At 37.8% G+C, this 20337-nt stretch carries 23 protein-coding genes; 14 read left to right on the top strand and 9 right to left on the bottom strand.

All coding sequences use genetic code 11. The features are described from left to right. Positions 1 to 20: 20 nt before the first annotated feature. The gene (locus GSM42_RS12100; RefSeq protein WP_160801798.1) at positions 21 to 836 is read left to right on the top strand and encodes an NYN domain-containing protein; all 816 of its coding nucleotides are present in this window, start codon (positions 21 to 23) and stop codon (positions 834 to 836) included. Positions 837 to 962: 126 nt separating this feature from the next. After that, positions 963 to 1364 carry an Asp23/Gls24 family envelope stress response protein gene (locus GSM42_RS12095; protein ID WP_237446581.1) on the top strand — a complete coding sequence of 134 codons (402 nt, stop codon included), beginning with the start codon at positions 963 to 965 and terminating at the stop codon, positions 1362 to 1364. 118 nt (positions 1365 to 1482) lie between these two features. Here the strand turns inward: GSM42_RS12095 and GSM42_RS12090 are convergent, their stop codons facing one another. Further along, complete coding sequence (locus GSM42_RS12090; protein WP_160801796.1) at positions 1483 to 1827, bottom strand: YugN family protein; 345 nt, start codon at positions 1825 to 1827, stop codon at positions 1483 to 1485. Between the two features lie 354 nt (positions 1828 to 2181). Here GSM42_RS12090 and GSM42_RS12085 point away from each other — a divergent pair, with 354 nt between their 5' ends. From GSM42_RS12085 to spoVAD, 5 genes are all read left to right on the top strand, one after another. Next, positions 2182 to 3390 (top strand): amidohydrolase, encoded by a 1209-nt coding sequence (locus tag GSM42_RS12085; protein WP_160801795.1) that lies wholly within the window; start codon positions 2182 to 2184, stop codon positions 3388 to 3390. A 58-nt stretch (positions 3391 to 3448) separates the two neighbouring features. After that, positions 3449 to 3889 (top strand): CBS domain-containing protein, encoded by a 441-nt coding sequence (locus tag GSM42_RS12080; RefSeq protein WP_160801794.1) that lies wholly within the window; start codon positions 3449 to 3451, stop codon positions 3887 to 3889. A 600-nt stretch (positions 3890 to 4489) separates the two neighbouring features. Beyond that, a complete protein-coding gene (locus GSM42_RS12075; protein WP_160801793.1) occupies positions 4490 to 4753 on the top strand; it encodes a hypothetical protein in 264 nt (87 codons plus the stop codon). Between the two features lie 171 nt (positions 4754 to 4924). Continuing rightward, a complete protein-coding gene (gene spoVAC, locus GSM42_RS12070) occupies positions 4925 to 5392 on the top strand; it encodes a stage V sporulation protein AC (protein WP_160801792.1) in 468 nt (155 codons plus the stop codon). A gap of 4 nt (positions 5393 to 5396) precedes the next feature. Next, positions 5397 to 6404, top strand: coding sequence for a stage V sporulation protein AD (gene spoVAD / locus GSM42_RS12065; RefSeq protein ID WP_160801791.1), 1008 nt, complete (start codon positions 5397 to 5399; stop codon positions 6402 to 6404). A gap of 924 nt (positions 6405 to 7328) precedes the next feature. Here spoVAD and GSM42_RS12060 read toward each other — a convergent pair. Then, positions 7329 to 9692: a beta-glucosidase gene (locus tag GSM42_RS12060; RefSeq protein WP_160801790.1), complete on the bottom strand. Its 2364-nt coding sequence runs from the start codon at positions 9690 to 9692 to the stop codon at positions 7329 to 7331. Between the two features lie 181 nt (positions 9693 to 9873). On the opposite strand from GSM42_RS12060, the gene GSM42_RS21175 reads away from it, so the two are divergent. The 3 genes from GSM42_RS21175 (at position 9874) to GSM42_RS12045 (ending at position 13065) form a co-directional block, all read left to right on the top strand. Then, entirely contained in the window at positions 9874 to 10629 is a 756-nt protein-coding gene (locus GSM42_RS21175; protein WP_160801789.1) for a helix-turn-helix domain-containing protein, read from the top strand. A gap of 362 nt (positions 10630 to 10991) precedes the next feature. Then, complete coding sequence (locus tag GSM42_RS12050) at positions 10992 to 11441, top strand: MarR family winged helix-turn-helix transcriptional regulator (RefSeq protein ID WP_338055292.1); 450 nt, start codon at positions 10992 to 10994, stop codon at positions 11439 to 11441. Position 11442: 1 nt separating this feature from the next. Continuing rightward, on the top strand, positions 11443 to 13065 hold the full coding sequence (locus GSM42_RS12045) for a DHA2 family efflux MFS transporter permease subunit (protein WP_160801788.1): 1623 nt from the start codon (positions 11443 to 11445) through the stop codon (positions 13063 to 13065). A 579-nt stretch (positions 13066 to 13644) separates the two neighbouring features. On the opposite strand, the gene GSM42_RS12040 is transcribed toward GSM42_RS12045, so the two are convergent. The 3 genes from GSM42_RS12040 to GSM42_RS12030 all read right to left on the bottom strand — a co-directional run bounded on the left by GSM42_RS12040 (position 13645) and on the right by GSM42_RS12030 (position 15405). Further along, positions 13645 to 13947, bottom strand: a complete 303-nt coding sequence (locus tag GSM42_RS12040) for a hypothetical protein (RefSeq protein WP_160801787.1) — start codon at positions 13945 to 13947, stop codon at positions 13645 to 13647. A 460-nt stretch (positions 13948 to 14407) separates the two neighbouring features. Beyond that, positions 14408 to 14809, bottom strand: a complete 402-nt coding sequence (locus GSM42_RS12035; protein ID WP_160801786.1) for a RidA family protein — start codon at positions 14807 to 14809, stop codon at positions 14408 to 14410. A 320-nt stretch (positions 14810 to 15129) separates the two neighbouring features. After that, the gene (locus tag GSM42_RS12030; RefSeq protein WP_160801785.1) at positions 15130 to 15405 is read right to left on the bottom strand and encodes a hypothetical protein; all 276 of its coding nucleotides are present in this window, start codon (positions 15403 to 15405) and stop codon (positions 15130 to 15132) included. 261 nt (positions 15406 to 15666) lie between these two features. Here GSM42_RS12030 and GSM42_RS12025 point away from each other — a divergent pair, with 261 nt between their 5' ends. After that, positions 15667 to 16008: a hypothetical protein gene (locus tag GSM42_RS12025; RefSeq protein ID WP_160801784.1), complete on the top strand. Its 342-nt coding sequence runs from the start codon at positions 15667 to 15669 to the stop codon at positions 16006 to 16008. Positions 16009 to 16440: 432 nt separating this feature from the next. Here GSM42_RS12025 and GSM42_RS12020 read toward each other — a convergent pair whose 3' ends face one another. Beyond that, entirely contained in the window at positions 16441 to 17229 is a 789-nt protein-coding gene (locus GSM42_RS12020) for a tetratricopeptide repeat protein (RefSeq protein WP_160801783.1), read from the bottom strand. Continuing rightward, complete coding sequence (locus tag GSM42_RS12015; RefSeq protein WP_160801782.1) at positions 17183 to 17629, bottom strand: hypothetical protein; 447 nt, start codon at positions 17627 to 17629, stop codon at positions 17183 to 17185. Before GSM42_RS12015 ends, GSM42_RS12020 begins: the two co-directional genes overlap by 47 nt. A gap of 109 nt (positions 17630 to 17738) precedes the next feature. Here GSM42_RS12015 and GSM42_RS12010 point away from each other — a divergent pair, with 109 nt between their 5' ends. From GSM42_RS12010 to GSM42_RS12000, 3 genes are read left to right on the top strand one after another with little or no spacing between them, the layout of a single operon-like run. Continuing rightward, positions 17739 to 17945, top strand: a complete 207-nt coding sequence (locus tag GSM42_RS12010; protein WP_160801781.1) for a hypothetical protein — start codon at positions 17739 to 17741, stop codon at positions 17943 to 17945. After that, the gene (locus GSM42_RS12005; RefSeq protein WP_160801780.1) at positions 17932 to 19053 is read left to right on the top strand and encodes a radical SAM protein; all 1122 of its coding nucleotides are present in this window, start codon (positions 17932 to 17934) and stop codon (positions 19051 to 19053) included. Before GSM42_RS12010 ends, GSM42_RS12005 begins: the two co-directional genes overlap by 14 nt. Beyond that, positions 19026 to 19559 (top strand): class IV adenylate cyclase, encoded by a 534-nt coding sequence (locus GSM42_RS12000; protein ID WP_160801779.1) that lies wholly within the window; start codon positions 19026 to 19028, stop codon positions 19557 to 19559. Before GSM42_RS12005 ends, GSM42_RS12000 begins: the two co-directional genes overlap by 28 nt. Positions 19560 to 19599: 40 nt before the next feature. Here GSM42_RS12000 and GSM42_RS11995 read toward each other — a convergent pair whose 3' ends face one another. Beyond that, a complete protein-coding gene (locus GSM42_RS11995; protein ID WP_160801778.1) occupies positions 19600 to 19896 on the bottom strand; it encodes a hypothetical protein in 297 nt (98 codons plus the stop codon). Position 19897: 1 nt separating this feature from the next. Further along, entirely contained in the window at positions 19898 to 20119 is a 222-nt protein-coding gene (locus GSM42_RS11990; RefSeq protein WP_160801777.1) for a helix-turn-helix transcriptional regulator, read from the bottom strand. Positions 20120 to 20337 lie beyond the last annotated feature (218 nt).

Below are 20337 nucleotides of genomic sequence, written 5' to 3'. Positions count from 1 at the left end.
TATGGAAGGAGGGGCTGCGAGTGGATTATCGGAAGGATACAGCTATTTTCATTGATTTAGAAAATGTTTACTATGGGCTAAAAAAGTACCATATGGACCCGGACCATCCCGATGACTCCCATAATTTGTTTGTTCGCTTATCTGAATACTATGGCAAAGATTCGATCCGAATGATGGAAGCATATGCAGATTTTGAACAAGTTGACTTATCCATGATGAGTTTACAAAAAAAACGAGTTCATGTAAATCAAGTATACAGCAATGGACGAGAAGGTAAAGATCGTAAAAATGCAGCTGATATACAGCTTTGTTTGGATACGATGGAAGTGCTTTTTCAGATTCCTGAAATTCATACGTTTGTGATTGTGAGCGCAGATCAAGATATGATTCCTTTGTTGGATCGCTTATGGTCAAAAGGGAAAAGGGTGGAGTTATTTTGTCTTTGGGATGAGAGTTTATCCAAATCTGCTCAGCTACATGAGTTTTGTGATCAAGCGCATAATCTGCTTGAATTTTTAAATGTCGAAAAATTAAGTACTCTCTCTCAAGTAGATCGATTAATTCACAATACTGTTGTACAAATTTATGAATGGTATCGCGATCCAAACAACATAGGGAAAAGTTATGGTAGCACTTGGATTAAAAATGATATATCGCGAAAATTTCATTTAGATGAACTAGAATCCAATCATTTATTCAATCGATTGATAAAAGGAAAGTATTTGCTTCCGTATGAAATAGAGATACAAAATAAAATATTTTATGGTTATAAAGTTAATTTAACGCATCCTCAAGTTCAAATGATGGTTAAAATCGCCGGTTACAAAGTGAGTTAAAGGATTTGAAATAAGGTTCAAATTTGTATAGAATGTAGTTGTATCCATTTGATTTGAATTTTCCGACATAGGTTTCCTCGTTCGTCATTTTATCAGGGGGAAAGGGGGGAACACTGCTACTTCGCAATGAGTAGCATACATGATATGACAAAACAAAATTTGATTCAGATATCAAATGATGTAGTAGCAGTAATTGCAGGTCTAACAGCGAGTAATGTAACCGGGATTTCCAGTATGTCAGGTGGCATAACAGAGGGTTGGGCAAAACGTGTAGGCGGGAAAAACATGAGCAAGGGAGTCACCGTTGAAGTTGGTGAAGTAGAGACGATTATCAATCTTCGTGTGATTGTTGAATTTGCTGTCCCTATTCATGATGTGTGTTATCGCCTGCAAGAAGAGGTTAAGCAAGCGATTGAGAATATGACTGGATTACAAGTGGTGGAAGTAAACGTAAAAGTCGAAGGCGTTGAGTTAAAAGAAAATGCTCGCCACTTGGATATAGATAGTCTAGAAAATGGTATTGGTTAAATGGAGCAAGTAAATGAGTGGAAAAGAAAGCTGCCGAATGGGTAGTTTTCTTTTTCCATTTTACTTTTGAATAAAAAAAGAGAGGTGAAGGATTCCTTCCGCCTCTTCTCTTTTTCCGTTATGCAGATAAATTTTTTTCCACTTCACTAATTTTTTCAATCACATCAGATTGAATTTTTTCTGGAATTGCTGCATCATTATCTAATCCATGTGGGAAGAAATGCCGTGCAAATACTGGGATATCTGTTTCCACAATTGCTTTTGGATGTTCTAATTGCTTGTCGTTTACGACGCGACATGGGAGCCTGAGGTAATAATCAACTCCATCCACCGTATATTTGTAATCATATGTAACTTTTTTGTAATCCCAAGCCCAGCGAGTAAAGCCAAGCTTTTTCATCAACTGTTCGATTTCCTTAAATTCTTTTTTAAAACCTTTTGTTTTTGCATCTGGAAAGAACATGTTTGGTGACCCCCCTAAAGTGTATGATACGCTCTACTTAAATCATGATAGTATGTTACCCCAATGGAAAGCAAGGTAACAAATCAAAGAAATTGGTAAGGAGGTGTAAATGATTCGTTTCGAATGTTCAACAATAACACTTAATATTCCAAGAAAGGCAGGTGTACACTGCTACCAATAGATATATGTCTGAAAGGATGCTGAAAATGGGTTGCGATGGGATGAATGATTTCTACTGACATATCAGTTGAATATTTTCTATTTTGCTTTTTTTCTAACAACTGATTGTTAGGAGGAAACATCGAACAATTTTCACATGGACATAGGTCTATGTGTAAAAGTAGCAGTAAGTTTATGAAACAAAGGATCGAGGAACTGTTTCCACAGTTAGTATCATGGAGAAGAACATTTCATCAATATCCAGAGGTTTCATTTCAGGAAAGAGAGACTTCCAAGCGTGTTGCAGCACACTTGGAAAGTTTGGGTTTAGAAGTTCGGACAGGTGTGGGAGGTGGTGGAGTAACGGGTCTTCTTCGCGGACACTATGCAGGTCCAACCATTGCCTTACGTGCTGACATGGATGCACTGCCCATCCAAGATGAAAAAGATTGTGCCTATCGCTCACGTATCCCTGGAGTTATGCATGCCTGTGGTCATGATGGTCATATGGCAATGCTAATGGGTGCAGCATCTATTCTTACGACAATGAAATCGCAATTATACGGAAATATCTTATTTATTTTTCAACATGCGGAAGAATTGCTGCCAGGCGGAGCAAAATCAATGATAGAAGCAGGAGTTTTAGATGGGGTAGATGCCATTTATGGCGTTCATTTATGGTCTCCATTACCAACTGGATATGTTGCATATCGAGCTGGACATATGCTGGCGTCTAGTGATGTTTTTAAAGTAAATATCATCGGAAAAGGTGGACATGGTGGTTTACCACATACTACAACGGATGCCATTGCTGTTGCATCCCACGCAATTGTCAATATCCAGTCGATTATCAGCAGGCAAATAGATCCAGTTCGTTCTGCAGTTATCTCTATCGGGAGTATCCATGGTGGAGAAGCGTCCAATGTAATCTCGGATACATGTGAGTGGAAAGGAACGGTTCGTGCATTCTCCCCTGACATCAGGGAGTTTTTGCTCCGTAGGATCAAAGAAGTTGTTCATGATACTTGTCATATGTATGGCGCTACATATGAAATAGAAATTCGTAAGGGGTATCCTCCGCTGATTACCAATCCTATAGAAACCGAGCGGCTGCGTAAAGTAGCAGAACAAATTGTTGGTAAAGAGAAAGTAGAGGAGATGGATCCATTAATGGGTGGGGAAGACTTTGCCTATTATCTATATGAGATTCCAGGTACGTTTTGCTTTGTAGGTGCTGGCAATGAGCTAAAAGGTATCACAGCACCACACCATCATCCACGGTTTGATGTAGATGAGGAAGCGATGAAGGTTGGATTGGAGTTATTGGTCAAAGGTGCTCTTCAATACTTACATGAGGGAACAAAAGAGATAGATAAGCCTACTTTGCTCACCTCTTTCTTGTAGGATGCATGACTGCCTTGATTTCCGGTTACGCTAGAGGGAGAAAAGGAGGTATATAGGTATGCATAAAGTAAGAGATATTATGTCTACGGATATAGCCCATCTCTCTCCAGATGATAATGTATTCGAAGCAGCTGTCATCATGAGAAATGAAAATGTAGGGATGGTTCCTGTTTGTCAAGATGGTCACTTAAAAGGGATTATTACAGATAGAGACATTGTCACAAGAGGGATTGCAGAGAAAAAACCAAATTCATGCCAAATCAATACTATTATGTCAGATCATTTGGTGTATGGTACACCAGATATGTCTGTTGACGATGCTGCACAAAAAATGGCAGAAGCACAGATCAGACGCCTGCCAATCGTGGATCAAGATCAGTTGGTAGGGATTGTTTCCTTAGGTGATCTTGCAGTCAGATCTCCATATCAGAATGAAGCTAGTGAAGCATTGAATGAGATATCTGAAACCCATAATAATCATGTTTCAAATAATTTGTAAAATTTCTAAAACTACTAGATGTAACATCTGGTAGTTTTTTTGACATATTAATAAAACAAAAATAAATTTATATATTCAGCACACAATTTAATCCTCTCGTGATATACTATCCATAAGTTGAACCCGGCTTGGGGGGGCTACATCGTTTTTTCGTTCGGCTGCACAACTTCGTGCGTCACTACTACTTTGTGGGTGTGTATTGCCATTGGCGTAAACTGTGGAGGAATATCCTTTGCTTTCTCAATTCAAATGCGGTTATCCGTTGCAATTTCTAGACGAAAGTCTGGATCTTGTTGCGAATAGCACTTTTGAGAGAAAGCCCACGGCTTTACGTTGATTGGTAATATGACATGACCATGAGGAGTATGTGGCGTTCGAGGGGAATGCAGTCGACGGAGGGGCGTTGTAGCTCTCTCGAAGTCGGTCTAGACGGAAACACCCTTTCCCTGGGCTTGGCCCAACCTGACAGGGCTATAGCCCTGTTAGGAGGCGAAAGCCTCCCGAAGCCCCGAAGGGGCTTCGGGTCCCGGCTTACCCGCTTCGGCGGGTAGAAGGGAAGGGATTCCAGCAAATAACCGGTCATGTGGGTGTCCCGCCCACATGACCGGTTGGTGGACCGAGCCCCACCGAAGTACCATTTTGGTACGGAAGTGGGGTTGGGCCACCGACCCTTCGAGCCCTCAACAACCAGTTGAGGGCCCACCAATTTATAAGCTATTATGGCTCTGCACTTATCACATTCAACTTAGAGACTCCATTTGGTATCAAGGAGGCTTGGTTGAAGTGATGGTGATAGAGCGAAAATTTCATGGAGGATGGGGAGTTGCTCTCTATCCAACAAGTCTGCACACATTATCCAAATGATGTGCAGGCTCCGAATCATGCCCATAAAAGCGAAAATAAATCCTACAAGAGATTGTATCTTTTGTAGGATTTTTATATATACAGATAATGGAGTTTATCTCCTCTATATGAACTAGTATAAATAACCTCCAAACGCAAAGGATAATGATGTGATAGTTGGGAGGTAAAAAAATGGATAAACAACAAACAGCTCAAGAGAAAGCGTATGATCAATTAGCTCAGAAGCATAGACCCAATCCAAATATTTTTGTTAATTGTCTCAAGGCTTTCCTAGTTGGTGGGCTTGTCTGTATTATTGGCGAAGCATTAAACATGCTTTATGGAAAAGGGTTTGGTTACCCAAAGGAAATTTCCAGTAGTATGACGGTAGCTACACTTGTCATCATAACATGCTTGCTAACCGGATTTGGAGTATACGATAACATTGGTCAATGGGCAGGAGCAGGAATTGCTGTACCTGTTACTGGATTTGCAAACTCCATTGCCTCTGCTGCTTTGGAACATAAAGCAGAAGGTTATGTGCTCGGTGTAGGCGGCAATATGTTTAAACTAGCTGGTTCTGTCATCGCATGGGGTGTATTTTCAGCATTTGCAGTCAGCTTAATTCGGACGCTTATTATGATGGCAATTGGGGGCTGAAAAAATGGAAAAAAAGACATGGGAATTTAGCCCGGATACTAGAGTTTTAGCTTCAGCAGCTGTGGCTGGTCCGATGGAGAGGAAAGGAATCATCGGCAAATATTTGGATCATTCGTTTGATGATTTATATGCTGGAGAAGATACATGGGAAAAAGCAGAGAGAAAGATGCTTTCGACTGCAGTAGATACAGCAATTCATAAATCCGGAAAAAAAGAAAAAGAAATAGGCGTTTATTTAGCTGGAGACCTTTTGAATCAAAATATTACAGCGTCTTTTTCTGCTCAAAAATTAGGGATTCCCTTTATGGGGATATATGGAGCTTGCTCTTCGTCCATGTTATCTACGACACTTGGTTCTTCGCTAGTGAGCGCAGGATTTGTACAGCATGCTGTTATCGGTGTTTCCAGTCATAACTGTACAGCAGAAAAACAATATCGTTATCCAACGGAATATGGTGGTCAAAAGCCAAATACAGCACAGTGGACGGTAACAGGTGCTGGTGCAGCGGTTATTGGAAAAGCAAAAAAAGGACCTCGTATTCGTTTTGCAACCATAGGAAAAGTAATGGAACGTGGTATCAAAAATCCTTTTGATATGGGCTCTGCGATGGCTCCTGCCGCAGCCGACACCATCATTTCTCATTTTAAAGATACAGGCAGAACTCCTTCGGACTATGATTTGATTGTAACAGGAGACTTAGCTACAGTAGGACATCCGATTGCCCGCGAATTGATCTCTCAAGCAGGATATGATATGGGTCCGCAGTTCTCAGATTGCGGTCTGATGATCTACAACAAAGATCAAGAGACATTTGCAGGTGGGAGTGGTTGTGCCAGTAGTGCTATTGTGACCTATGGAAGGCTAATGCAAGAGTTAACAAAGGGGAAATACAAAAAAATATTAGTCATTGCAACAGGTGCTCTGCTCAGCCCTGTATCTTATCAACAAGGGGAGAATATCCCTTGTATTGCCCATGCAGTTTCATTTGAAAATGATCAACCCAGTACATAGAAGTACTGGGTTTTTTTATGTATCTGAGTAGAGGATAAAATTACAGATGGTATTATCACTGGTGATATGATCCCTGTTTCGATTCTCTAACTAGACTGCTTAATGTAGTTTTTAACGTGGTAGATCCACAAATAGCGTATATTGGATGATTTTCATATACACATCGTTTGCAGCTATCTGACTATACAAAAATAAGAATTACAGATGGGAAAGTAAAGCATTATCTTGAATTTTGATTCTAGATAGTCTAATCTGAATATGTAACTAGTTCCCATTAATGGAGGAAAAGTGGCCTGTACACTAGTAGAAACAAAGAGCACAGTTCCTGAAAAGAACGAGGAAATCGAGATCAAACCCATTGAACCCACCATGGAGTGGACCTGTAAGAAGCCACCATGTCTCTTGGAAGATTGGTGTAATAAGTGGGATCGGTGCGGTTGGATGGCTAGCTAGCTAATCCCTGTCTGCACACCTGTCTGGGCGGCATCCAGTTGTCCAGACACACGTACATAAGATAAGTATAAAGATAAGAGCTATCCAATCGAGTGGCTTTTTTATTTTACTTACATGTAGTTGATCGAATGGTTCTAATTCGCAGAGAATAAGGGATAGAATCATTCTAATTTTACCCCTATTGGGAAGACTGAAAACGAAAAAAGGAACTATAGCTTGTAAAGAATTATCAAAATTAAAACGTCGTATAAAACCTTCCATTAGAAATTTTTCAAAAGATCACAAATGAAAAATAGATCAAACGAAAGACCCAGTAGCTCTTAATATATCAGAGGATCAGGTTTACATAGTAGTTTGGTCAGAAGGCAGTGAACAAACAGGATAGCATAGTAATTTTCATTTTTACTCGTAGTTGATGTGCTTATAAAGGAAAATCCCCCTAACACTAGGGGGGATTTTCCTGTTATTTTCCTATTGTTTTGATTGGGAAAGTTTATCGATGCTTTCTTGAGGAGCTAGGACATTACTCACTTTCTCTACTACTATTGTTTTATCAACGGTAAATGTGGCTGTTCCTTTTATATTTTCTGAGGATGCGCCTACTTTTACCTGATAGGTACCTTTTTCTAATATCCATGCGGATTGACTTTCATCAAATGAAGCTAGGTCTTTTGCATCTAATTCAAAGGATAAATTTTGTTTTTGACCAGGTTTCAATTCTTTTGTTTTCTCAAATGCTTTTAATTCCAATTTTGGTTTTTCCAGCTTTCCGTTTGGAGCACTTATATAAACTTCAACAGCCTCTTGTCCTGGTTTGCTCCCGGTATTCTGTACAGTAGCCGAAACTTTGATTTTATTTTTAAATTTCTTTTGGTTTACACCTATTTTGCTATAATCAAACTTTGTGTAGGACAGACCGTATCCAAATTCATATGCAGCTTTTACATTGAATGTGGAGTAATAACGATAACCAACATAGATATCTTCTCCATAAACAACCTTTGTTGGGTTATCTGACGGAGTTCCAGGGAAGTTCTTTGCAGATGAGATATCACTGTATTTGATTGGAAATGTTTGTGCTAATTTACCTGATGGATTTACAGCTCCAGATAATACATCTGCTACTGCATTTCCTGCTTCTTGCCCTGGTTGCCAAGCTAACAAAATACCGTCTACTTTATCTCTCCAACTTGCAACTTCAATAGGACCACCGATGTTTAAAATAACAACTACTTTCTTTCCTTGGGCGTGGTATTTAGCGGAAACATTGGTGATCATAGCTTGTTCTTGATCTGTCAGCAGGAAATCACCTTTTTCATTTTTCCGATCAATGCCTTCTCCAGAATTTCTTCCGATCACAATTACAGCGGTATTGGTTTTATCTGCTGCAGTTTGAATCTCTGCATCGCTCAATGATTTTTCTGGAATGACCGGGGTAACTTTTCCGAACGCAGGACCCCAAGGGCTATCTTTAATTTTGTATTCATCCATTTGTCTTAAAGTAGAAATATAAGATTGATATTTCTTGTACAATGTCTCGTCCAACTTATATCCTGCATTTTTTAAACCATCTGCTATAGAAACGGTATACTTAGCATTTACATCACCGCTTCCAGTGCCTCCTTTGATAGTTTCAATCTGGGTATTTCCAAATAAACCAATATGGCCATTCTTGCTAACTGGTAAAGATGTCTTGTTATTTTTTAATAAAACCATCCCTTGAGCTGCTGCTTGACGAGCTACTTGGGCATTTGCTTTTAAGTTTGGTTTATTGGAGAAATTTGACTTTTTAAAGGTAGGACTTTCTAATACAGCTAATAGGAAATTTTTAATATTACGGTCGAGAATCTTTTCATCCAGCGTTCCATTTTTTACAGCATTTTCAATAGCAGTAGATTGTTCAGCTGACCCAGGCATGATAAGTTCATTACCGGCCTTCATCTGTTCTACAGCATTCGTACCAGCAAACCAATCACTCATCACAAAACCTTTATAGTTCCAGTCATCTCGCAGTATGGTTGTTAGCAAATCTTTATTTTGTGAAGCGGTTGTACCGTTAATTTTATTATAAGCACTCATCACAGACCAAGGATTTGAAGCTTCTATCGCTATTTCAAAACCTTTTAGATAAATTTCCCTCAAAGCTCTTTGTGATAACACTGTGTCAATAGTCATCCGATTGGTTTCTTGGTTATTAGCAGCAAAATGTTTAATCGTTGCTCCTACTCCATTTGATTCCACACCATTGACCATTGCTGCCGCCATTTTTCCGGATACTAAAGAATCCTCGGAATAATATTCAAAATTTCTTCCGTTCAATAGGTTTCGTTGTATATTTAATGCTGGTGCTAATAAAATATCTAATCCATATTCTTTGACTTCATTTCCCTGAGCTTTTCCAACGGAGTTCACGACCTTGGTATCCCATGTGGATGCTAGTGCAGTAGCGATTGGAAATGCAGTGGCATAGTAAGTGTTGGTTTCCCCTTCACGAGTGGGGAGGATACGAAGTCCAGCAGGTCCATCAGCAAAAAGTAAACTGGGAATTCCAAGACGAGGGATCGCATAGGTTTTGCCAACTGCCCCAGCAACACTTGCATTAGGCTTACCCATAAAACCAGGCATTCCTTGTCCTACAACTAATTTGGATTTTTCCTCCAAGGTCATCGCATTTATTACTGCATCAATCGACTTTTTGTCCACTAATCTTGGAGTTGTATTGTCTTTTGCATTAGCAATGCTACCATTTACACCTACTGTAGCAAATAAAGCCAAAGCCACAGTTGTTATTGCAACTTTAATTAGTCGGGTAGATGACTTTTGTCTTTCATGCATGTGATTTCCTCCCATTTATATTTCTCTCCGTGTTCAAATACGCTCCCTTCTGCATGGATGTAACTTCAATTTTTAAAAATACGAGTGAATTATATATTTCTAGTAGTATTTTATTTATATTGAAAGCGTTTTTATAGTAAAATCTAAAGAAAAATAGTATGTGCTAGGGAGGAGACAAACAGTGCTTGAAAACAGACAAAAAAATAAAAGTTTAAGATATCGCACTGGAATAGAGAAATTAATTTATGCTCAATTGTCTTTTCAACGTCAAAATAATTTTTTTCATAGTGATTCACATGAAAAGCGAATTATGAATGCAATTAAGGATGGAAATATAAATGATTTAATTTCTTATTTAAAACATCCTTCTATTGAGGGGGTAGGAACACTTTCCAAAAGCAGTGCCTTACGAAACAAAAAAAATTTAGCGATTTGTGGAGTAACCCTAGCAACTAGAGCAGCAATAGAAGGCGGAGTGCAACTGGAACAGGCATATACGATGAGTGATTTGTATATCCAACATGTAGAGAGTTTGTCGGAAGTGGTAGAGATTGATCAATTCCTCACTGCTGTATTTATTGAATTTGCACATCATGTTCACTTTCAAAAACAAAACAAATATTCAAAAGTAGTTACATCTTGTCAAACTTATATTGCTCAACATCTTTACGCTAAATGTAGTATCTCTAACATAGCCAAAATGAATCGTTTAAATCCAATTTACTTGTGTCAATTATTTAAGAATGAAGTTGGAATTTCTCTTCGTGAATATATTCAACAACAAAAAATAGAAGAAGCAAAAAGGTTGTTAATCTCTACTTCTTATTCTTTGACCGATATTTGCACATATCTTCATTTCACTGATCAAAGTTATTTCACCAAAGTATTTAAGAAATTTGTTGGCATTACCCCAAAACAATACAGAAATACCTATTAATTTATCATAAACCTCCTCTTGAAATATCAGGAATCCCATTAGTCTAATCATTGCCGATTTCGGTTCTCAAATTGGAAGAATGAGATACTGAACACTTGCCAATGCATGGTAATCCTAAGCAATTAGTTTTAATTATCGATGATTTTATGAAAGTCATTTGACCTAACTTCACAGATAACACCATATTCCTGTTTCAAGTACAGCTACCGCCGATAAGGGTAGTTTTTTTATTCATTACTTTTTCACAAAAAAAATTTGACAGCATAATAGTAAATGAGCTATATTTATTCAGTGATTAATATTTAAATACATGAAACATTTATTAATGAATAATCAACTCATGAAATAAATTTTAGCTGGGGGTGAAACCGATCAATAAAAATGAGGAGTTATTTCATGTAACCTCTATGTTTCATACTTTTCTAAAGGAAATATCGAAAGACTGGAACAAGCATGGTTATCATTTAACGCTTACCCAGTTTAAAATCCTGTATCTGTTGAAGCTAGAAGGGCCAAAAAAGGTTTCACAACTCGCAGAAGTATTAAGTCTTACTTCTTCAGCAGTTACAGGTATAACGGATCAATTGTTAAAAGAGGGATATATAGAAAAGGAGCGGGCTGAGAATGACCGGAGAGTTGTAAATATTTCTTTGTCTGATAAAGGATATTCCACTATAGAGGAAAAGCAAAAAAAACAAAAAGAAATTATGAATACGTATTTTCACCTGTTGAACGAAGAAGATGTTCAACATTTAAAACGTATTTTCACTACATTAATTGATAACGTGAAGAAAAAGGAGAAACAAGAGTAGCATGGAGCATTTATCATCAAAAAGAAAAATGACCATCATGATCGCTATCATGGCTGCGATGTTTTTTGCGGCAATCAACCAAACGATTACCAGTACGGCAATGCCACGGATCATAGCGATCCTTGATGGGATGGATTATTATACTTGGACGATTAACATTTATTTGCTTACCTCCACCATTGCAACGGTACTAGTCGGTAAGTTGTCTGATATGTATGGGCGCAAGCCTTTTTTACTTGTAGGTATTCTATTGTTTATGATCGGAGCCTTTTTAACAGGGACATCTTCTGATGTTTATCAGTTTATTCTGTATCGTGGTATCCAAGGGATTGGTGCTGGTATTATTCAATCTACCGCTATCACAGCAGTAGGGGATTTATTTGCACCCCGTGAACGAGGTAAGTGGATGGGTATCATGATGTCTATCTTCGGTTTTTCCAGTGTGATCGGACCACTTCTCGGCGGATATTTGATCGATCATATGGATTGGCATTGGTTGTTCTGGATTTTCCTACCAATTGGCTTTATTGCACTTGCATTGATTTGGACGATGTTTCCAAAGATTACAAATGGACAACGTCAAAGCGTGGATTACTTAGGTTCTTTGTTTATGACCACAACGCTTGTTCCTTTGTTACTTGCATTTTCATGGGCAGGTACAGAGTATAAATGGGGTTCTCCACAGATTTTAGGACTGCTTGCAGTAACTATTGTATCTGGTGTTATTTTTGTGTTCATAGAAAGCAAAGCAAAAAATCCAATCATGCCCATGCATTTGTTTAAAAATAACGTCGTAACCGTCTCGAATTTGATTGGTTTTATTATGAACTTTGGTATGATGGGAGCGATGATCTACATTTCCTTCTTTGTGCAAGGGGTTATCGGAATCTCTCCAACATATGCAGGTTATGTAACGATGCCAATGTCGATTGTGATGGTGATCGCAAGTACCTTAACAGGACAATGGATGGCGAAAACAGGTAAGTATAAACGCTACGCTCTTATTGGTACCCCGATTATGATTTTAGGGATGGCAATGATGGTATATATGGATAGTGTTCTAATGGCAGTACTTGCGATGATTATTTTCGGATTTGGTATCGGGCTTGGGATGCCTGTATTCTCATTGGCAACACAAAATGCAGTATCGCACAAAGAATTAGGTGCTGTTACTGCTTCTACACAGTTATTCCGCAACTTAGGTGGAACGATTGGGATTGCAGTGATGGGTACTGTTATGGCAAATAACATGACAACGAATTTAAAAGAATCATTGAATGCATCTGCGCCAGAACTGGCAAAAATAGACCCAAAAACAGCTGAGCAAATGCTAACTTTTGCGAATCCACAGGCACTGATGAATACACCTTTGTTGGAGAAAACACAAGAAAGCTTACCAGCTTCTGCGCAACCAGTATTTGTTCACATGATTGATAACATCCGTGATGCCTTGAGCAACACCTTATCTACCGTTTTCTTAACAGGAACATTGGTGATGGTAGTAGCGTTTATTTTGGTGTTCTTCCTCAAAGAGATTCCACTACGTACTACGAATCAAGAAGTGAAGAAGGAAGAAGAAAAAAGAAGTGACACAGGCAGCATGGTAGCAGTGGAAGTGTCTTAAGTTAGAATTGTTATAAACGGATATATGGCAGAGAAATACCCCAGTAAATTGTACAGAACCCATAAAATGAAATGAAGGCACAAACACCTACCTGAATCGTAATAACGATGACGGAGGTGTTTGTTTATATGAAAATGCTGAGGGCTTTACCAAGAAAGATATTTGGAGATTGAAGTGTATAGATCCGGTGAAGCATGGTCAGATTGGTTTTTGACTTTGGTTTAAAAGGAACATTAATCATCATCGATAAACGACACAGGCTGATACATATGATTTGCTATACAGATTCTGATTGAGAAGGAAATTCGTTTGTTTGGAGTAATGACACGTGCGCTGGTATTGTGTAAAGTGAAGTCGCCTGGGTTACTTTAGATAAAGTCTGTTGTTCCAACAGTAGTATCCTAGGTTGAAAGGCGGGAATCATATTAACTAAGAATTGGAATCATCGGATTAACTAAAATATTCAAAATAAAATGCCGCCCTTTGACGACTCTCCATCTATATCATTTCCTTATATTCGTGTGCCTGGACAACTGGATGCTGCCCAGACTGAGTGTGTCAGGATTCAGTAGGATTTACCTACCTACGCGCAATACTTGTGACCTTACAGATCACCACACCATTGTGCTTGACTTCCTCAGACTTACCGATGGGGAAGAAATTAGGATGATTTTCACCCTTAAGGTGACCCCGATAAAACCAAACATTCAGTCCGTTTCCAAAGATCATAAAGTCGTTACCTTGATCGACGAGGAGAGTATAATCACCCAAGTCTCCAATCACCTTAGGAGGGTTGGATGAGTAGATGAGATTTGTAGAAAGTATCGCTTTCCACTTTCCAACGCTTTTGAAGGATGGGTACTTCAGATCAATTTCCTTCATGGTGTGAGTCCTCTCAAAGTCACAGGCTGTATTTCAGCCTAAACTTATTATAGAATAGGAGATTTCTTCTTTTACTAGAAATATCATTCACCTTTGTTGTAGGGGTAGTGACAAGGTTGCTGCTATCTTCCCTTTGAAACATGGAAGTTCGGAATCTTATTTTTTCGATCCAGATAAATGTAGTTAATCAAAGTGCTGCTTGTTATAACAAAATTTCAGAAAAGACTATTGAGGGAAGCATGAATCAGGAAGCTCAGGAACTTCTGAACAATGTCCGTAACGTACAGGTAAAAAGAGATTTCCTATTATCTTTTTTCTTCATGTACACTTTATCCTAAAAAGTCCTGTATCCTAAGTATGCAAAAAAGAACAGCTCCTATCGTTGCACAGAAAACACGCCATCCTTCTACAGAAAGAATAGCGTGTTTTCCATTCTCAGAGTATCCTTTTGACTTTAAAATTAACCAGCAGCCCAAACATCTAATTCTATTTTTAATTCAGGTAAACCTAATCCTTTGATGTAAGCAATCGTCATCGAAGGAGGTGTGCTACCGAATACTCTATTCCAAATCGCATAGAAATGATCCCAGTCGATTTCTTCTGTAGCCCAAATGTTTATCTTGATAACATGACTAGGAGTCAATTTTTGAGAAGAAAGAAGTTCCACAATATTGTTCATGGTATTGGTTACTTGTTGATTGAAATCTGTGGGGATATTGTTGTTTTGATCTATACCAATTTGACCAGAAAATACATATAGTTCAGCACCTCTGCTTATTTTCGTTACATGACTGTACTGTCCAACAGGTTTCGCTATATTTTTTGGGTTATATCTTTTTACTACATCGTTGTTTACGTTCATCTATAAAGTCCCCTTTTAGATAGAGAATATATAACTAATACGCTATATATTTCCACTGTTTTTTAATCTTCTCTTAAATGTTGACAGACTTATCCTGTTAACATTCGATTTTAGAAAAAAACAGCAGTAGAATACCCAATTCCCATAGATAAATATTGAATTGATCTCTTTTTCATCAGGTATTCCCTCCTTTAAAAGGTAAAATAAATTACTTTATAATGGTAGCAACATTTTTATAATAATCATAGTATCATTATTTTTTGCGTCCGAGTAGTTAGAATGTATTACTATACTCACTACTCGGACAGGAATCTATGGTTCTACTTAGACCAGCTCACCGTAACCTTGGAATCGGAAATCTGATGCTCCCCACCTGGGAATACGCTGGTTTCCTTCACTTCTACACCATATCGATACTCTGTTACCCTCACATAATCAGAGGTAATCCGAAAAGAATAACCACACTTCACGTTTGTATAATCTTCATGGGAAAAAAATTCTTCCGAGAAATGAAGTGCTTGTAGTCCCTCCGTGTAGTTCTTAGGCAGGTTTTGAACAACAACCTTCGGATTGATTTCAGAAGTAAAAGTAGCCATTTTGACTCCATCTCATCATGCTGCTCGATTTGAGCAACCACTATTAATAATATAATGGAAATAGATATGATTCGTAAACTTGTCAACTACTCCATCATTTAAAAGATGAGGCTTGTAACAATCCAGACATGCGATCGTCTTTCGGCTCAGATCTTACATAGATGTTCCATCAAGGCAGGTTGACAGCTATCCGTCATGCTGATACAGTCCCTGTGTTTCGGTACTATGTTCGCAAGTTGGAGTACAACAGGAGAAAAGTTTGTGATTCTAATTGTTCGTGGTGTATTTTCTCATTCCTTCATCTTGATATCGATGTATACTAGAAGCGAAAGAATCATTCCTACGAGCTGTCGTTCTCCTCATTTGGAGCTGCCTATGTGGTTGTTCAGTTTAGTAGCGTTCATCGTGGTTACTTCGTTTTTGGGTGCGTATCAACTCGGTGAATACTCCAATGCGCTGACGAAAAAGATGGAACGTATGCGCAAGAGTAAAAACGCAGTACCCAAGAGAATGAAGAAGCAAAAGCTATGGCTGGATTCTGGTAAAGTCCTGCTTTTGCTCGTCTGTGCGGGAACGCTCCTGATTTACGCCTCATACGAATGATTCTCCTGGCCCATTTTCTGCTGATATAGGGGAGATGGGCCAAGGTAGTTTAGAAGGGGAAGAGATGAAGGTGCTATTTTGTTTTTCAATCTGATAAAAGCAAAACCTAGTAGCTGGTTGTACTAGGTTATATGAATAAATGATACGAATATATTCAACTACTGCTTTCACGTGTTATATCATTCCTCCTTGAGATTAATAACCTTTTGGTAGTGGATAAGTTTATTTCACAATAGGTTGCAAAAAATCAATAAATATGTGAACAGGGATAATGATTAACTGGATTTTAGTAAGTGTAATTTTTATCCTTGTGGATCTCCAGTTAAATTAAGAGTCACTCAATTCCTACTTGAGAAGCAATTTTAGGATCATACTTATAAGGAAATTTAGATACCTCCTGGTTCACCATCTGGAAAAAGTTGTCTCAACATATTATATGCCCTCCTTGATGGTTTGGAAAGTTAGTTGTTGGTAATGAATCATTTTTTCTACATTACCTATTTCTTTATAAAATTCACATAGAGCAAGATAAATGTCAACGGGAATCCTGTTTGTATTAAGCGTACTTTCTAGGGTGTTATACGTTTGGACTGCTTCTTCAAATCTATGTTGTGTTTGTTGGAGAGTTCCTAATAAATGTAAGGTTCGAATTTTAAAATCATTTAATTCAATTCTATTTGTATATTTTTGAGCTTGAATTAATTTTTGTTCAGCTTTTTCATTATCACCAAGTTTAATGAGTAGTTGTGCAAATTTAACATATATCTCACATACTAGGTTAGGAGTGTCTTCTACATGATGTATGATATCAAGTGATTTTTGGTAACTGACCTCTGCTTCTTTCAATCTCTCCAAGGCGATAAGAATATCACCTGTGGTAATCCAAAGTGAATAAAGTCTTCTATATGAACGATTTTCCCAAGCGATCTGCAATCCTTTATCAGCATAATCTAAAGCCTTTAATGGCATCCCTAGTTTGCAAAGCATTGTAGCATATCGCTCGTAAACTTGGATTAGAATAAACAAATTTGTTTTAAAGTTATCTATTTCTAAAAGTAGTTGCTCACAGTAGTGGCAAGCTTCTTCTATTCGATTTAACTTTTCTAGATAAATAATCTGATTAAAGAAAAGGTATGGTTTGTAGTAGAGTCTTTCTCCATTAGTAACGAAAAGGTCAATAGCTTGTTTGGCGATCGTAGCTGTTCTGGTAGTCTCGTTCATAAAAAGTCATTCTTGCTAGATCATTAAGACAGATACAATGAATATTTGAAGTTGCTAAATTGGGACATTCATCTAGTTTTATTAATGCTCTTTCGAAATGTTTTTTAGACTTTGTATAATTCTTTTGCTCAAAATAAACCCGTCCTTTTAAAAACTCGGAAACAGCTATAGCGTCTGGAAAGTGATGAATGTCCATAAACGATTGAATTCGCTCCAAGGCAACTTTCGTATTTCCGTTCAAGATTTCCTCTATATGTTTCAACTCCACCATAATCTCTTTTTCACGCTTGGTCATCTCATCTTCTAACCCAAACAAATCATCTGCAATCCCTAATTCCTTGGCATACTCGATATACTTGTCATCTGCTACACTGATAAATCCACGTTCGATACTACTCAACGTTGACAAACTCCAACCTAATTTATGATCGGATTATTTAAAGGCGTTAGCTCCCAAATACCGTTTTTATGATCGTTCCAAACTAGCTACTACTCCCAAGGAAACTCGGGTGGAGTACTATTTTGATCAAAACCAATTTCAAAAACCGCAACTTTCCAAACGAGTATCCCAGATTGAAATCACAACTAAAAATAACGTGAACATAAAAATCGCTTTACTTGATGCAGTCATCGTCGATATGGGAGAAGGTAATACCTATATTCATGGCAAGAATTACGATATTTTTGCATCAAAGGAGAGTAATGATGACTTGTAGTAAAATACCTCGTTTTGTTGATCAAGACCGCACACTTCGTATCAAAATTATTGATTCCTGTGGTATGACTTGTACTTTTTGTCATAATGAAGGAACACCTGTAACTGTTGATAATTCACATAATCAAACTGGACAATGGAATGGTTATGGGAAGTCTGGTAGAACTTCTATTTATGTAAAAAGTAATGGTGTTACTTTTTTGCCATCATTAATCATGCCAGATGAAAAATTTAAGACAGCTTTAAGGAAACTTCAAGAGAGATTTCGTTTTAAAGAAGTTCATTTGACTGGGGGAGAACCAACTTTACATCCACGATTACCAGAATTAATTAAAATGATCAAATCACTAGGTTTATCTGTCGGGATGACCTCCAATGGGGAAAATGGAGTAAAAGTTATCCCAGAAGCAGCCAAAGAAGGACTACATAAAATAAATTTTTCAGTATTTGGGACTACAAGCGAAGAGCTTATGTTGGTACAAAATAAAACTTGTAGAACTCCGAAATGGGGTGATGAAAAAATTAAAGCTTTAAAAAAAGCAATGTTATGCGCAATTCAGCACAATGTCAAAGCTTCAGTTAATATTGTAATCTTAGATCCCTCACATATCAGTCGTGTTCAGAATCTATTATCTGATTTTCCACCTCAAATTAGTATTAGAATCATGCGATCGTTGGAAATAAGAGATGAAGCAACAGATGCATTAAGACGGTTATTTCATCAGCTGGGGGCATCACTAGTTTCGCATCGCATTACAGCAGGAGTATCAGATGAAAGATACGAATATGAACTGTCGAATAGAAGAAGAGTCTGGTACAAAAAATTACGGAATGTAAGGTTACCAGAGACATGTATGACTTGTGTTTTTAATAATGATACAGATTGCCATGAAGGTTTTTACGGAATTCGGTTATACAAAGATCACAGGGGTGATTTTCAGGTAGGGGTTTGTATACAGAGGATGGATCTTTGCCAACGGTTAGATCAGTTTTTGGAAAGTAGTGTAGCAGAAGAAATACAAATTTTCCAAAAGAATGAATATGAGCGTCTGAAAAACTTATACAAAAGGAGCAAACTACAATGTCCATTGAATTTGAAGCAAAAGTGATTGAGATAAATCCTGAAGAAGTAGAAAAGAAAATCATCCAATTAGGCGGCTCAAAAGTAGGAAAAGTGCTGATGAAGCGTTATGTGTATGATATCAACCCGCAACGACGCGGGCATTGGATACGGCTGCGTGATGATGGAAAACAAACGACATTGACGGTAAAGAAAATTCACAACGATGGGATCAGCGGAACAGAGGAAGAAGAAGTGATCGTAGATGATTTGGAGAAAACGAATGCTTTGCTTTGCTTGATAGGTTTTACCCCCAAAGCGTATCAAGAAAACGAGCGCACTAGTTTTGTTTTGAATAATGCCAAGTTAGAGATTGACCATTGGCCGATGATACCCGCTTATCTAGAGATAGAAGCTGATTCAAAAGAAGGAGTGATAGAAACTGCGCAGTTGCTCGGTTTTCGAGAGGAACAACTAACAGGGGAGAATACAGTTAAAATTTATGCTCGCTATGGGATTGATTTGGATAATAGAAGTGATCTGCGTTTTTCATAAACAAAACGTTAGGGCAGATACCCTAACGTTTTTATGTGGCTCAATACTTTCTTCGAATGATAATCCAATAAAATGATCCAGCTAATATCGTCAGAGACATCAAAGTAGTAATACAAACTCTCAGCATGACATAGTTTATGGTTTTCCAACCTGTAAAAAAGATGATCAAGGATAGACCGCAAAGCAAGAATATAAATAAGAAACTGAATAGTTTATAGCCTAAGAGTGTAGCGCGTTCGTCTTTTCCTTCTTTGGCAACCAAAATAGTAAGCCCTACAAATACAAAAAAAGCAAGTGCTGCTAAACCGTTGGTGTAAGTAATGATGGTATCCATCATATTATTCTTCCTCCCTATATGCAAATACTTCTGTTATTTCTACTTCCAATGCATTTGCGATTTCAAAAGCAAGTAGTAGAGATGGAGTGTATTTCTTATTTTCGATCGAAATAATCGTTTGTCTGCTAACACCTGCCTTCTCAGCTAATTCTTTTTGAGTCATCTTTCGTTCGGCTCTTAACACTGCAATACGATTGGTTAAATGCCAATTTTGATCCCTCATTTCGCTATCTCCTATGAAAGTAAACTTATTTTTACTTATTGTAAAATGAACTTTACCAAATGTAAAGTATACTTTACCAAAAATTTTGGCGGTGTGATAATTAATCTTCTTACGATTAAGTTTTTGGATGAAAAGGAGTGAAAAAAAGAAGCTTTTCCTTCTTATCGTAATAAAGAAAGGAAAAGCTTCATTTAGATGGTGGTTATATTTGTTCATAA

Origin of the sequence: Shimazuella alba (assembly GCF_009831235.1) — a bacterium.
In the GTDB taxonomy this organism is placed as follows: Bacteria; Bacillota; Bacilli; order Thermoactinomycetales; family Thermoactinomycetaceae; genus Shimazuella; species Shimazuella alba.
This window is presented reverse-complemented; position numbering and strand designations above follow the sequence as displayed.

What these genes read in the sequence shown, in the direction of transcription:
- GSM42_RS12075 (WP_160801793.1), top strand. Translation starts at nt 4,490, where the DNA reads ATGACCGGTTGGTGGACCGAGCCCCACCGAAGTACCATTTTGGTACGG.
- GSM42_RS12045 (WP_160801788.1), top strand. Translation starts at nt 11,443, where the DNA reads ATGGAGCATTTATCATCAAAAAGAAAAATGACCATCATGATCGCTATC.
- GSM42_RS11990 (WP_160801777.1), bottom strand. Translation starts at nt 20,119, where the DNA reads ATGAGGGATCAAAATTGGCATTTAACCAATCGTATTGCAGTGTTAAGA.
- GSM42_RS12030 (WP_160801785.1), bottom strand. Translation starts at nt 15,405, where the DNA reads ATGGCTACTTTTACTTCTGAAATCAATCCGAAGGTTGTTGTTCAAAAC.
- GSM42_RS12005 (WP_160801780.1), top strand. Translation starts at nt 17,932, where the DNA reads ATGATGACTTGTAGTAAAATACCTCGTTTTGTTGATCAAGACCGCACA.
- GSM42_RS11995 (WP_160801778.1), bottom strand. Translation starts at nt 19,896, where the DNA reads ATGATGGATACCATCATTACTTACACCAACGGTTTAGCAGCACTTGCT.
- spoVAC (WP_160801792.1), top strand. Translation starts at nt 4,925, where the DNA reads ATGGATAAACAACAAACAGCTCAAGAGAAAGCGTATGATCAATTAGCT.
- spoVAD (WP_160801791.1), top strand. Translation starts at nt 5,397, where the DNA reads ATGGAAAAAAAGACATGGGAATTTAGCCCGGATACTAGAGTTTTAGCT.
- GSM42_RS12040 (WP_160801787.1), bottom strand. Translation starts at nt 13,947, where the DNA reads ATGAAGGAAATTGATCTGAAGTACCCATCCTTCAAAAGCGTTGGAAAG.
- GSM42_RS12035 (WP_160801786.1), bottom strand. Translation starts at nt 14,809, where the DNA reads ATGAACGTAAACAACGATGTAGTAAAAAGATATAACCCAAAAAATATA.
- GSM42_RS12080 (WP_160801794.1), top strand. Translation starts at nt 3,449, where the DNA reads ATGCATAAAGTAAGAGATATTATGTCTACGGATATAGCCCATCTCTCT.
- GSM42_RS12020 (WP_160801783.1), bottom strand. Translation starts at nt 17,229, where the DNA reads ATGAACGAGACTACCAGAACAGCTACGATCGCCAAACAAGCTATTGAC.
- GSM42_RS12090 (WP_160801796.1), bottom strand. Translation starts at nt 1,827, where the DNA reads ATGTTCTTTCCAGATGCAAAAACAAAAGGTTTTAAAAAAGAATTTAAG.
- GSM42_RS12060 (WP_160801790.1), bottom strand. Translation starts at nt 9,692, where the DNA reads ATGCATGAAAGACAAAAGTCATCTACCCGACTAATTAAAGTTGCAATA.
- GSM42_RS12095 (WP_237446581.1), top strand. Translation starts at nt 963, where the DNA reads ATGAGTAGCATACATGATATGACAAAACAAAATTTGATTCAGATATCA.
- GSM42_RS12000 (WP_160801779.1), top strand. Translation starts at nt 19,026, where the DNA reads ATGTCCATTGAATTTGAAGCAAAAGTGATTGAGATAAATCCTGAAGAA.
- GSM42_RS12085 (WP_160801795.1), top strand. Translation starts at nt 2,182, where the DNA reads ATGAAACAAAGGATCGAGGAACTGTTTCCACAGTTAGTATCATGGAGA.